13 protein-coding genes are annotated in these 12,317 nt (G+C 73.9%); 7 read left to right on the top strand and 6 right to left on the bottom strand.

All coding sequences use genetic code 11. The annotated features are described in order from the left end of the window. Positions 1-16: 16 nt before the first annotated feature. From ACFPCY_RS19830 to ACFPCY_RS19815, 4 genes are read right to left on the bottom strand one after another with little or no spacing between them, the layout of a single operon-like run. On the bottom strand, positions 17-472 hold the full coding sequence (locus ACFPCY_RS19830; protein ID WP_378257198.1) for an SRPBCC family protein: 456 nt from the start codon (positions 470-472) through the stop codon (positions 17-19). Continuing rightward, a complete protein-coding gene (locus ACFPCY_RS19825; RefSeq protein ID WP_378257196.1) occupies positions 472-1,707 on the bottom strand; it encodes an epoxide hydrolase family protein in 1,236 nt (411 codons plus the stop codon). Before ACFPCY_RS19825 ends, ACFPCY_RS19830 begins: the two co-directional genes overlap by 1 nt. 60 nt (positions 1,708-1,767) lie before the next feature. Beyond that, positions 1,768-2,658, bottom strand: coding sequence for a helix-turn-helix domain-containing protein (locus ACFPCY_RS19820; RefSeq protein WP_378257195.1), 891 nt, complete (start codon positions 2,656-2,658; stop codon positions 1,768-1,770). A 39-nt stretch (positions 2,659-2,697) separates the two neighbouring features. Next, the gene (locus tag ACFPCY_RS19815; RefSeq protein WP_378257193.1) at positions 2,698-3,558 is read right to left on the bottom strand and encodes a class I SAM-dependent methyltransferase; all 861 of its coding nucleotides are present in this window, start codon (positions 3,556-3,558) and stop codon (positions 2,698-2,700) included. A 126-nt stretch (positions 3,559-3,684) separates the two neighbouring features. Here ACFPCY_RS19815 and ACFPCY_RS19810 point away from each other — a divergent pair, with 126 nt between their 5' ends. Continuing rightward, positions 3,685-4,500, top strand: coding sequence for a DUF6544 family protein (locus ACFPCY_RS19810; RefSeq protein ID WP_378257191.1), 816 nt, complete (start codon positions 3,685-3,687; stop codon positions 4,498-4,500). 138 nt (positions 4,501-4,638) lie between these two features. Further along, positions 4,639-5,553, top strand: a complete 915-nt coding sequence (locus tag ACFPCY_RS19805) for a carbamate kinase (RefSeq protein ID WP_378257190.1) — start codon at positions 4,639-4,641, stop codon at positions 5,551-5,553. Here the strand turns inward: ACFPCY_RS19805 and ACFPCY_RS19800 are convergent. Then, complete coding sequence (locus ACFPCY_RS19800) at positions 5,550-7,613, bottom strand: heavy metal translocating P-type ATPase (protein ID WP_378257189.1); 2,064 nt, start codon at positions 7,611-7,613, stop codon at positions 5,550-5,552. The genes ACFPCY_RS19805 and ACFPCY_RS19800 overlap by 4 nt on opposite strands. A gap of 111 nt (positions 7,614-7,724) precedes the next feature. Between ACFPCY_RS19800 and ACFPCY_RS19795 the strand changes: the two genes are divergently transcribed. The 3 genes from ACFPCY_RS19795 (at position 7,725) to ACFPCY_RS19785 (ending at position 10,288) form a co-directional block, all read left to right on the top strand. Further along, positions 7,725-8,168, top strand: coding sequence for an ArsR/SmtB family transcription factor (locus ACFPCY_RS19795; protein WP_378257188.1), 444 nt, complete (start codon positions 7,725-7,727; stop codon positions 8,166-8,168). 210 nt (positions 8,169-8,378) lie between these two features. After that, positions 8,379-9,170, top strand: coding sequence for an SRPBCC family protein (locus ACFPCY_RS19790; RefSeq protein WP_378257186.1), 792 nt, complete (start codon positions 8,379-8,381; stop codon positions 9,168-9,170). A gap of 38 nt (positions 9,171-9,208) precedes the next feature. Beyond that, entirely contained in the window at positions 9,209-10,288 is a 1,080-nt protein-coding gene (locus tag ACFPCY_RS19785) for an SRPBCC family protein (protein WP_378257185.1), read from the top strand. A 112-nt stretch (positions 10,289-10,400) separates the two neighbouring features. On the opposite strand, the gene ACFPCY_RS19780 is transcribed toward ACFPCY_RS19785, so the two are convergent. Continuing rightward, the gene (locus ACFPCY_RS19780) at positions 10,401-10,874 is read right to left on the bottom strand and encodes an STAS domain-containing protein (protein ID WP_378257183.1); all 474 of its coding nucleotides are present in this window, start codon (positions 10,872-10,874) and stop codon (positions 10,401-10,403) included. 475 nt (positions 10,875-11,349) lie between these two features. On the opposite strand from ACFPCY_RS19780, the gene ACFPCY_RS19775 reads away from it, so the two are divergent. Both ACFPCY_RS19775 and ACFPCY_RS19770 read left to right on the top strand, forming a co-directional pair. Further along, the gene (locus ACFPCY_RS19775; RefSeq protein ID WP_378257181.1) at positions 11,350-12,084 is read left to right on the top strand and encodes a serine/threonine-protein kinase; all 735 of its coding nucleotides are present in this window, start codon (positions 11,350-11,352) and stop codon (positions 12,082-12,084) included. Further along, positions 12,045-12,203 carry a hypothetical protein gene (locus ACFPCY_RS19770; protein ID WP_378257179.1) on the top strand — a complete coding sequence of 53 codons (159 nt, stop codon included), beginning with the start codon at positions 12,045-12,047 and terminating at the stop codon, positions 12,201-12,203. Before ACFPCY_RS19775 ends, ACFPCY_RS19770 begins: the two co-directional genes overlap by 40 nt. Positions 12,204-12,317: the final 114 nt, after the last annotated feature.

The raw sequence follows: 12,317 nt of genomic DNA, 5'->3' as shown, positions 1-12,317 counted from the left end.
CCATCCTCCGCGGAGGTCAGTTCACGGTCCGGTCGTGGAGTGCGGCGGCGTGCGACGCCAGGCCCTGGGCCATCCTCGCCATGAACTTGCGCATGTAGCGCGGCAGGAACCAGCTCGCCGGCCAGGACGCCTCGTACTCGCCGTGCCAGCGGATGCGGGTGCCGCCGTCCGGTTCCCGGTGGAGCTCGATCCGGGCGCGGTAGTTGCGCAAGGCCGCGGCGTGGACGCCCTCGTAGGCGAAAAGGCGTTCCTCGCGGAGTTCGGTCAGGCGCTCGGTCGTCACCGTCCGGCCGGTGCGGTAGGCGCGGACGGTCCCGACGCCGTCGCGGCCGTCGGAGGAGAGGCCGAGCGAGCGTTCGCGGACGAGCGCGTCCACCGGTGACCAGGTCGGCCAGGTCCCGGCGTCGAGGAGAAGTTTCCAGACGACGTCCGGAGGGGCCGTCGTGGAGACGGTCACGTCGTAAGCGGGCATCAGTGGCTCCGATCGGAGGGCCGCGAGGCCTCGGGAGAGGACGCGGCGGGGCGGGTGCGGCGGAAGGCGTCGCGGATCTCCGACGCCAGGAGGGACGGTTGCTCCAGTCCCGGGAAGTGGCCGCCCCGGTCGAGCTCGTGCCACGAGCGCAGGTCGCGGTAGCGCCGCGCGGCCCAGCGGCGCGCGGTCGGCCAGGGGTCGGCCGGGAACAGCGAGCAGGCGGTGGGGACGGTCACGGGCAGGGCGTTCTCCTCCTCCGCGCTACGCGGCACCCACCGCATCGCCTCCCAGTACCAGCGGGACGACGACGCCCCGGTTCCGGTCAGCCAGTACAGGGCGATGCCGTCGATCTGCTGCGCCACGCTCACGCCGCCACCGGCCTCCGGCCGGGTGTCGGAGTAGGCGGCGAACTTCTTCCCCAGCCAGGCGGCCAGTCCCGCGGGCGAGTCGACGAGGGAGTAGCCGAGCGTCTGCGGACGGGTGCCCATCAGCAGGCCGAAGCCGTAGCCGTCCGCCATGTGGTGATCGCGGCGCTCCAGCATGCGCCGCTCCGCCGGATCGGCGGAGGCACGGTCCTCAGGCAGCGGAGAGGCCAGCGGCATCGTCAGGTGCAGACCGCGGACGCGGTCGGGTGCCAGCCGCGCCAGCTCGGTGCTGACGTAAGCACCCCAATCCCCGCCGTGCGCACCGAACCGGTCATATCCGAGAACGGTCATCAGCTCGGCCCAGGCCCGTGCGACGCGTCCCGGGTTCCAGCCCGGCTCGCGCGGACGGTCGCTGAAACCGAACCCCGGCAGCGACGGGACGACGACGTGGAACGCGTCGCGCGCCGATCCGCCGTGGGCGACCGGATCGGTGAGCGGTCCGATGACGTCCTCGAACTCCAGCATCGAGCCGGGCCAGCCGTGCGTGAGCAGCAGCGGCAGCGCGCCCGGCTCCGGCGAGCGGACGTGCCAGAACGCGATGCGCAGGCCGTCGAGAAGCACGCGGTACAGCGGGATCGCGTTCCACCGGGCCTCCCGCGCACGCCAGTCGTGCTCGCGCCACGCGTCCAGCAAGGCCGTCAGGCGCTCGCGCTCGATGCCCTGCGACGCGTCCGGCACGGTCTCGCGCTCGGGCAGCCGGACGCGCTCCAGGCGGGCGCGCAGATCTTCCAGGTCGTCCTCGGGGACGTGGACGGTGAACGGCTCGACTTCCGGGAGCTTCACCGCATCGTCCGTACGAACGTCGGTCATGACCGAAACCCTAGGAACGCGCCCGGCGCCGATCCCATGCGCGAGGTTGCGGCGTAGCGGTCAGGAATTGCGGTACGCGGACGGACGCATCCCGGTGTGCCGCACGAACGCGGTCGACAGGGCGCCCGGACTGCCGAAGCCGCAGCGCGCCGCGATCCGGGCGATCGGCAGGCCGGTGCCGCGCAGCAGGCGTTTCGCCTCCTCGATCCGCAGCCGGGTGAGGTGGCGGTACGGGGTCGTCCCCGTCGCGTCCCTGAAGACGCGGACGAGGTGGTAGACGCTGAGGTGCACCTCGTCCGCGATGTCGGCGAGGGTGATCGGGTCGGCCAGCCGCTCGCGCATCATCGCGACGGCGGCGCGGACGCGGGCGTCCTCGCGCGCCGGCGTCCGGGGGGCCGCCAGCCCGGCGTGCCGGGTGAGCAGGTGGACGGCCAGGAAGGCGGCCGCGGACTCGGCGTACAGGTCGTCGGCCGCGCCCATGGCGTCGATCGTCCGGACGGCCTCCTCGACCAGCGGGTCACCCGCGGCGAGGGACTCCGCCATGGCCTCGTAGTCGGGCGCGGTGCCGCCCAGCCGCCCGGCGGTCGCCTCGACGGTGCCGCGCGGGATGTGGACCTGCACGCTCCGCATGGCCCCGTCGGCGTGGTAGCCGCGGACGACCGGCTGGTCCGGGACGCCGAGCGCGAGCCGTCCCGGCTCCCACACGGTTCGGCTCGTCCGGCCCCCGCTGCGCGTCCGCAGGACCGCCCGTCCCCCGACCGGCAGCACCAGATGGAGGTCGGCCGTGCCGGGCAGGGCCATGTCCTCGACCACCGGCACGTGCTCGAACCGCTGGACCAGCAGGGACCGCCACCCGGCGTTCTCCCAGCTGCAATACGTCCGCCGGACGTACCGGTCCATGTCGAACCCCGCGTACGGCTGGAGGTCGAAGAGCGCGGAAGGGAAGACCACGTTCTTGAGGCTACCGACCGGAACGTCCGTTCAGGCGGGTCAGGGGCGACGGGCGGTGACGATCCAGGCGCGGGAGTCGAAGTACACGCCGTCGCCGGTGTCGTGCGCGGCGAGGACGGCGCGCAGGCGCGCACGCCTCTGCTCGGCCGTCGCGGCGTCGAGGCCGGTGAGCGACTCCTTGACCTGCCACAGATGGCCCACCGCGTCGAAGGCTGATGCGGCGTCCGGGCCGTAGTAGACGGGCTCGTGCACGTCGGTGAAGCCGACGTCCGTGAAGCCCGCCCCTGTCAGGACGCCTTCGGTGACGGCCGGATTCGCGAGCGAGAACGGATCCGGGCCGCTCGCCGGAGCGGTAGGCGCGGACGGCTCGGCGCTCAATGCCTGCTGGATCGCGGACGCCCATTCATTGCGGTCGGAGCTCTGCCACACCAACAGGACCAGCCGCGCTCCGGGACGCAGGGCCCGTCCGATGTTGCTGAACGCGGCGTGCGGATCGGCGAAGAACATCGTCCCGAACCTGCTGATGCACAGGTCGAAATGCGACGGCGGGAAGCGGTGCGCCTGGGCGTCCGCCTGCTCGTACGTGATGTTGGAGAATCCCAGCTCGTCAGTGATCCGGCGCGCTCGTTCGAGCATCCGCTCCGAGATGTCGACGCCCACCGCGTTTCCCTCGACGGCGACGGCCGCGGCCTCCCGCGTGGTCTGCCCGGTGCCGCAGCCGATGTCGAGCACCCGGTCGCGCGGCCCGACGCGGGCGGCGGCCCGGAAGTGTTCGTTGTGCAGCCGCAACTCGGCGTCATAGTCGAACGAACCGCCCGGCCCGTCCTCGTCCGCACCCGTGACCGTCCCGGCGCTGCCGCCCCCGGCCTGCTCCTCGCCAAGGGGAAGATGATCGCTCATGGAGGCGACGCTAGCCCGACCTTCCCGTCAGAGGCACGTCCGTTCCCGCATGGAATGGCCTAACGGCGGGCGCGGACGGGTCCTTCGCCTCTCTTCCGCCGGGCGTCGCCAGCGCAGGGTGGAGGTATGCGCGAAGCAGCGACGCGGCCTCTGGCGCCGTCCTCGGGCGAGGCTCCGTTCCGGACGCCTCGGCTCAGCGGGGACGCGCTGGACGACTGGGCTCGGCTCGCCGCGCCGAGCGGACCGGTCGGGTTGTTCACGCCGGAACACGCCCAGCGGCTCCCGACCGCAGCCCGGCGCTGGCTTCTGCACGCCATCGCTCCGGGGACGCCGTTGCTCAGCGCGGCGCACCTGGCGATGCACGGCCGGATCCGGATCGGCGGACGCTGGTGGCCGTTCGAGGCCGAGCAGGTCCTCAAGCCGTTCCAGGGGTTCGTCTGGACGGCGACCGCGCGGCTGGCGGGCCTGCCCGTCACCGGGTTCGACCGGTACCGGGACGGGCGAGGCGAGATGCGCTGGCGGATGCTCGGCCGGCTCCCGCTCCTCTCGGCGTCCGGCCCGGACGTGTCGCGCAGCGCGGCCGGGCGGCTCGCGGCCGAGTTCGTCCTCGCGCCGGCGGCGGCGCTGTCCCCGGCGATCCAGTGGGAAGAGGTCGACCAGCTACGGGCGATCGCGCACGTCTCGGTCGATCCGGGCGTCCATCCCGTGACGCTCACCGTGCATCCGTGCGGGACGCTGGTGTCGGTGACCACGCCGCGCTGGGGCGATCCCGGCGGGGACGGCTACGGCGAGCACGTGTTCGGGGTGCGCGTCCGGCAGGAACGCACCTTCGGCGGCTTCACCGTCCCGGCGCTGGCCCGAGCGGGCTGGGGCCATGGCACGACCGACTGGCACGACGGCGACTTCTTCCGCTTCTCCATCGACCACGCGCAGTACCGCTGAGCCGCCGCCGGACCGGGACGGGGAGCCGTGCCCGACGGTCGCGGCCGTCGGGGTGGTCGGGGCGAGGCGAGTAGAAAGGCATGAGCGGGCCCGGCCCAGGACGGTCGGGCGGGTTCCGGTGAGATTCCGGGAGGACGGATGAGACTCGTCATCGCGCTCGGCGGCAACGCGCTGCTGCGCCGGACCGAACGGCCGGACGCGCGGATCCAGGCGTCCCACGTGCGCGAGGCGGTGTCGTCGCTCGCCCCGCTGCTCGACGCGCACGAGGTCCTCGTCGCGCACGGCAACGGGCCGCAGGTCGGGCTGCTGGCGGTCGAGAGCGCCGAGGACCCGCAGCTGGCCGAGCCCTACCCGCTCGACGTCCTCGGCGCCGAGACGCAGGGCATGATCGGTTACTGGCTGGTCCGGGAGCTGCGGCACGCCCGGCCGCGGCGGGAGGTGGCCGGTCTGCTGACCGAGATCGTCGTGGACGCCGATGATCCGGCGTTCGACCGTCCGACCAAGTTCGTCGGACGCGGGTACGGCGAGCGCGACGCCGCGGGCCTGCGCGACGAGCGCGGCTGGACGCTGTGCCCGGACGGCTCGGCCTGGCGGCGGGTGGTGCCCTCCCCCGAACCGCGCGACGTGCCCGAGCTCCCGACGCTCCGGCGGCTGCTCGGCGACGGCTGCGTGGTGGTCGCGGCGGGCGGCGGCGGCACGCCGGTCGTGATGACGCCGGACGGCCCGTCCGGCGTCGAGGCGGTCGTGGACAAGGACCTGACCGCCGCGCTGCTGGCCGAGCGGCTCGACGCGGACGCGCTGCTGATGCTCACCGACGTGTCCGCGGTGATGCGCGGCTTCGGCACCCCGCGGGCCGCTCCGGTGCGGCGGGCGACACCCGCCGAGCTGCGCGCCCTGGACCTGCCCGCCGGTTCCATGGCTCCCAAGGCCGAGGCCGCCTGCCGCTTCGCCGAGCACCGGCCCGGCGCCTTCGCCGCGATCGGCGCCCTGAGCGATGCGGTCGCCCTCGTGGACGGGCGCGCCGGAACCCGAGTGCAGGCGAAGTTCGATTAGACGCGGGCGTCCGCGCGGGTGCCGGATGGTGCGGCCTCCACCGCTCGCGGGGCGGCGCGGCGCCAGGCTCCTTCGGCAAGGAGGCGCAGGCCGTTGAGGCCGACGATGACGGTGGAGCCCTCGTGCCCGGCGACGCCGAGCGGGAGCGGCAGCGTGCCCACCAGGTCCCAGATGACCAGGACGGTGATGAACGCGGCGGCGATGGCCAGGTTCTGGACGACCAGGCGGCGCGCCCGGCGCGACAGGCCGACGACGGCCGGGACGGTGGCCAGCTCGTCGCGGACGATGACCGCGTCGGCGGTCTCCAGCGCCAGGTCGGATCCGGCGCGTCCCATGGCCAGGCCGGTGTGGGCGGCGGCGAGCGCGGGCGCGTCGTTCACGCCGTCCCCGACGACCAGGACCCGGTGACCGGAGCGTTCCAGCTCCCGGACGGCCGCGACCTTGTCGTGCGGCAGCAGGCCCGCGCGGACGTCGCCGATGCCCGTCTCGGCGGCCAGCCGCGCGGCGGCGCGCGGGTTGTCGCCGGTGACCAGGATCGGACGGGTTCCGGTCAGGACGGTCAGCGCGGCGACGGTCGCGGCGGCGTCCGGACGCAGCCGGTCGGTGATGCCGAGCACGCCGGCCGGAGTTCCGTCGATCTCGACCAGCACGGCGGTTCGGCCCTGCTCTTCCAGCCGTCCCGCCAACTCAGCAGCGGCAGCGACGGCCTCGGCCTCGGCGGCGGCATCGCCAGCGAAAGCCTCGGCCTCGGCGGCGGCGGGGGCGGTGGTGTGCAGGCGGGTGGGGCTGCCGACCGCGACGCGGTGTCCGCCGACGCTGGCGATGACGCCGACGCCGGGAGTGGAGGCGAAGCCGGACGCGACCGGGACGCGCAGACCACGGGAGCGGGCCGCCTCCACGACGGCGCGCGCCAGCGGGTGCTCGCTCGGATGCTCGGCCGCCGCCGCGAGCGCCAGCAGGTCGTCCTCCGACAGCCCCGATGATTCGAGCGGGACGATGTCGGCGACCTGCGGGACGCCTTCGGTAAGCGTGCCGGTCTTGTCGAGGGCGACCCGGTCGGCCTGCCCGAGCCGCTCCATCACCACCGCCGACTTGACGAGCACGCCGTGGCGTCCGGCGTTGGCGATGGCCGACAGCAGCGGCGGCATGGTGGCCAGGACGACCGCGCACGGCGAGGCGACGATCATGAAGGTCATCGCGCGCAGCAGCGAGGCGGTCAGGTCCGCGCCGAAGGCGAGCGGGACGGCGAACACCGCGAGCGTCGCCGCGACCATCCCGACGCTGTAGCGCTGCTCGACCTTCTCGATGAACAGCTGGGTCGGGGCCTTGGTCTCCGACGCCTCCTCCACCATCGCCACGATGCGCGCGATGACCGAGTCGGACGGGTCGCGCTCGACCTTCACCCGCAGCGCGCCGGTGCCGTTGAGCGTCCCGGCGAACACCTCGTCGCCGGGCCCCTTGGCGACCGGCAGCGGCTCGCCGGTGATGGTCGCCTGGTCGACCTCGCCCGCCCCGGACAGGACGCGGCCGTCGGCGCCGACCCGCTCGCCGGGCCGCACGAGGATCACGTCGCCGACGGCCAGCCGGTCGGTGGGGACGGCGTCCTCGGTCCCGTCGTCGGCCAGGCGGGTGGCGGTCGCGGGGGCCAGGTCGAGCAGGCCGCGCACCGAGTCGGCGGTACGGGCGGTGGCGACGGCCTCCAGCGCGCCGGACGTGGCGAAGATGACGATGAGCAGCGCGCCGTCCAGGACCTGGCCGATCGCCGCCGCGCCCAGCGCCGCGACGACCATCAGCAGGTCCACGTCCAGGGTGCGGTCCTTGAGCGCCTTCACCCCCTCCCAGCCCGGCTCCCATCCGCCGGTGGCGTAGGTGGCGGCGAACAGCGCGCCCCAGGCCCAGGCCGGGCCGTCCAGCAGGTAGACCGGCAGGCCGATGGCGAACAGCAGCAGCGCGACCGCCGCCCACCGGGCCTCGGGCAGCGCCAGGATCCGGGTACGACGCCGCGGCGCCACGGCCTCGGCCGCGGCGGGCGGCGCCGGACGGGTCAGGGTCGAAGACATCGGGCGCGGTCCTCCACATAAGGGCGGTCGGGGATGAATGCGGGAGTCCGCCACGATAGCAGGAATACATGAACATGAATTCATGCGTCCGTCCCGGCGTAGCATGGCCGCATGGGTCATGGAGCGCCGCAACCGTCCGGTGGGACGCCGCGCACGCGGCTGGACGCCGCGGGCGCCGCCCGGGTGGCCACCACGCTCCAGGCGCTGGCCACCCCGTCCCGGCTGCTGATCCTCGCCCGGCTGCGCGAGGGCCCGCTGCCCGCCACCGAGCTGGCCGCCGAGGTCGGCATGGAGCAGTCCGCCTGCTCCCACCAGCTCCGGCTGCTGCGCAACCTCGGCCTGGTCGTGGGCACCCGCCGGGGCCGCTCGGTGGTGTACGCCCTGTACGACGACCACGTCGCCGCGCTGCTCGACCAGGCGCTGTACCACGTCGAGCACCTCAACCTCGGGTTGAGCGACGCCGTCCCGGCGGCGTCCGTGCCGTCCGAACCCGTGCCGTCCGAACCCGTGCCGGCGGACGCGTCCGGCCTCGACACCGCCGGCCAGTCGTCCTGACGACGCGTCCCCACTGAGAACACCGGGCTGACGGCGCCTCCGGATCGGCGGGGCTTCCGCCGTCGGTAGCCGCGGCACGGGAGTGCCCTGCCGGGCCGCGTCGGCGGGAGCGGCGGGGCGTCCGTCCGGCCTGGCCTGCGGTCTGTTTTGTCCGTTCTTATGCGGGTAGCCCGCCGCGCGACTCCAAGTGGACGGCGAGGTGACGAGGACATGAACTTCCGGACGGGACTGGCCGTCGGCGCGGCGGGTCTCCTCGCCGCGCACGCCGCCGGCCGCGCCGCCCGCCGGATCACCGGCCGGGTCGTCGCCCGGTACGAGGCGAAGCTCGACCGCTCCGTCCGGCGGCTGACGGTGCGGGCCGAGAACGGCGGCCCCATGGTCAAGGCGGCGCTCGCCGGAGCGCGGGCGCTGTACGACGGGAAGTCCGCGGCGCGGGCGGTGCTCAGCGCCGGGTGGACGGCGCTGAAGGAGACGCTCAAGCGGCTGTTCGGCGGCGGTGGCGGGCGCGGGAAGATGACCAACATCGTCGAGCAGATCGACGTCGGCGCGCCCTGCCGGCTGGTCTACGACCAGTGGACGCGGTTCGAGGACTTCCCGTCCTTCATGAAGAAGGTCGAGAGCGTCGTCCAGGAGTCCGACGAGAAGCTGAACTGGCAGGCGAAGATCTTCTGGTCCCGGCGGAGCTGGCGGTCGACGATCGTCGAGCAGGTCCCGGACCGGCACATCGCCTGGCGGTCGCAGGCCGCGAAGGGACGGGTGGACGGGACGGTCAGCTTCCACGAGCTGGCCCCGGACCTCACCCGCGTCCTGCTCGTCCTGGAATACCGCCCCGGCGGGCTGTTCGAGCGGACCGGCAACCTGTGGCGCGCGCAGGGCCGCCGGGTCCGGCTGGAGCTCAAGCACTTCCGGCGGCACGTCATGTCCCGCGCGCTGACCGCCCCCGAGGGGGTCGAGGGCTGGCGCGGCGAGATCCATGACGGCGAGGTCGTCCGGGCCTCGTGATCCGAACCCCACCATCGACACGTGCGGAGGAACGCACCATGCGAAGCGGAACCAAGGTGGGCCCGGTGCCCATCGGCAAGATCGGCAAGCGGCTCCCGATCGGCGGGCGCAGGCGCGGCGGGCTGGGCGGCGTCGTCCAGAACCTGCCGAGCGGCGTCCCCGGCGGCAAGGCGCTCGGCACGGCGGGCGGCCTGCTGCTCGGCGCGGGCGCGGCGGCAGCCGCCGGACGCGCGCTCAGCCGCCGCAACGGCCGCGGCGAGGACGAGTCCAACGAGCAGCAGGCCGGCGGCGGCCGCTCCGGCGGCGGTACCTCCGGCGAGAAGCAGAACGCCAAGGCCACCGACGCCGCCAAGGGCGAGAAGAAGGACGGCGGCGACTCCGGCAAGCCGGCCGAGCAGGCCAAGGGCGTGTTCGGGCGGCTCAAGGACTCCGTCGGCGGCCTGCTGAAGAAGGGCGGCGGCAAGGGCGGCGGCGGCAAGAAGGTGAAGGTCACCAGCATCATCGAGCACGTCGACATCGGTGCGCCGCGCCGCCTGGTCTACGACCAGTTCACGCAGTTCCAGGAGTTCCCGTCCTTCATGAAGAAGGTCATCAGCGTGGACCAGGCGGACGACGAGAAGCTGAACTGGCAGGCGAAGATCTTCTGGTCCAAGCGGAGCTGGGAGGCGACGATCGTCGAGCAGGTCCCGGACGAGCACATCGTCTGGCGCTCGAAGGGCGCGAAGGGCCACGTGGACGGCACCATCAGCTTCCACGAGCTCGCGCCGAACCTGACCCGCGTCCTGGTCGTCCTCGAGTACCACCCGCAGGGCCTGTTCGAGCGGACCGGCAACATCTGGCGCGCGCAGGGACGCCGCGTCCGGCTGGAGCTCAAGCACTTCCGCCGCCACGTGATGACGCAGACGCTGACCCATCCGGACGACGTCGAGGGCTGGCGCGGCGAGATCCGCGACAGCGAGGTCGTCAAGACCCACGAGGAGGCGCTGAAGGAGGAGGGCAGGTCCGGCGACGGCGAGAAGGCCAAGCGGGACTCGGGTTCCGGTTCCGGCTCCGGCTCCAAGAACTCGCGGGGCGCCAAGCACGGCAAGGACAAGGAGTACGAGAAGGCCTCCCGGTAACCGGGCGACCCGCGAACCGGGACCGTCCGGGAGAGGCGCTGCGACGCCGGGCACGCACGCTCGCCCGGACGGGCTGGCACGCTGTGTCCGCGGCCCGTTCAGGACCGAGGGGTCAGCGGACGGGTTCGGGCGGCCCTTCGGCCGCGCTGGAGTCCGGGTCGGGCGGCGGAAGGGTGGCGTGGGCGAGGGCCTCGGGCAGGGTCTCGACGACGGGGATGCGCCGGTCGACGCCGGTGATCTTCAGGACGTGGCGGCAGCGGCCCGTGGCCCGGGCGATCACCAGCCGTCCGCCCTGGAGCTGCGCCGCCTTCCAGACCGCGACCAGCGTGCCCAGCCCGGACGAGTCGAAGAAGTCGACGCGGTCGAGATCGACGACCATGCACCGCGGCCGGTCGTCCCGCACCGCCTGGAGCAGGCTCTCGCGGACGCCGGGGGCGGTGCGGTAGTCGATCTCGCCCTCCACCCGGGCGACCGTGCAGCCGTCCCGCCGCTCGACCTCGACGCGGGCGCGGGGGTCGGCTCCGTCCCGACGTCCGCCCGCGCCCCCCGCGGGGTCGGGGAGATCACGGAACGCGCCGCCACTCACGACATCCACCCTGCCTTTCCGAAGCCGCCTCATTCACTCTAGCCCTGCGCCACCCCGCGTCCCAGCGACGGCCGGCCGACGGCGGGCAAAAGATGAGACGGCATCGCCGCGCCCGGCGAAATGGAGCCGTCCTCGAATACCGGAAAGTTCCACGCCGATGGACGCTCGGTCACCGTTCGCGCAGCGGTGCGGGCCACCGGCCGATACCGGCCCGCTCCCTGCGGTTCACCTGCAACGTCGCAGGTGAGCCGCGGCCGGCGCGGCGACGCCGGATTTTCCCGGCTCGTCGCGCCCGGACGAGGTTGAGATCGCGTTCGCCCCGGGGCGCCTTCGCCGCGAGGACGGCGCGGTCGAGGGATAAACGGGGTCATTGGCGCAGCGTCCGCGTTCTTGTCAGGATTGTCCCGCCGGATCCGTCGAGGCCGTTGTGGCCCATGGGAACAGCGGTCCCGGTATGGCGGTCGAGGAGGCGGGGATGCGTCCCGGAGAAGTGATCGCGGACCGGCTGGTCCTGCGCGAGCCGCTCGGCGCGGGCGGGTTCGGCGAGGTGTGGCGGGCGACCGACACCGTCCTCGGCCGGGACGTCGCGGTGAAGCTCATGCTGCCCGCCCGCACCGGCCCGGCGGACCGCGCCCGGTTCGTCCGCGAGGCCCGCACCGCCGGGGCGCTGCGGCACCGGCACATCGTCGTCGTGCACGACCTCGGGCAGGCGGTGCACGAGCGGCGTCCCGTCCTCTATCTGGTGATGGAACTGCTGGAAGGCCGGACGCTCGGCGCTGTGCTGGCCGAGGGGCCGCCGCCGCTGCCGCTCGCGCTCCGCTGGGCCGTCCAGACCTGCGACGCGCTCGCCGCCGCGCACCGCGCGGGCGTGGTCCACCGCGACGTCAAGCCGGACAACATCATGGTCACGCCGGACGGCGAGGTGAAGGTCGTCGACTTCGGCATCGCCAAGGCCGCCGCCGAACTGGGCGCCCCCGCGACCTCGCAGGTGATCGGCTCGCCGCCCTACGTCGCCCCCCGAGGACGGCGGGACTCCGCGCACCAGGTGGCGGCCCGTCGCCGCGCCGGCCGGCGCGCGACCCCTCGACCGGCAGGGAGGGCGCCGCCGCACGGTTCCCCTACACCGTGGGCGCGGACGACCCCGACGACTTCCTCCTGCACCTCACCGGCGTGCCCGCCTGGGGGACGGTCCACTTCGCGCTCGTCCTGAGCCGGCTCGCGGACGGACGTCCCGGCACGACCCGCCAGGACGTCGACTTCGTCACCGCGCTCGGCCCCGGCGTCCAGCCCTACCTGGAACAGAACGGCCGCCTCACTCCCGGCTCCTGACGCGTCCCACCGCACCTGCGACGACCCCGCTCCGCGGCCACGCGGACGTGACCACGACAGTGCTCCACGCCCCGTAGTCACTGCTGTGAACCCAGACCCCACGAGGCGGAACAC

It is taken from the genome of Actinomadura gamaensis (assembly GCF_042652125.1).
Lineage (GTDB): Bacteria > Actinomycetota > Actinomycetes > Streptosporangiales > Streptosporangiaceae > Spirillospora > Spirillospora gamaensis.
This window is presented reverse-complemented; position numbering and strand designations above follow the sequence as displayed.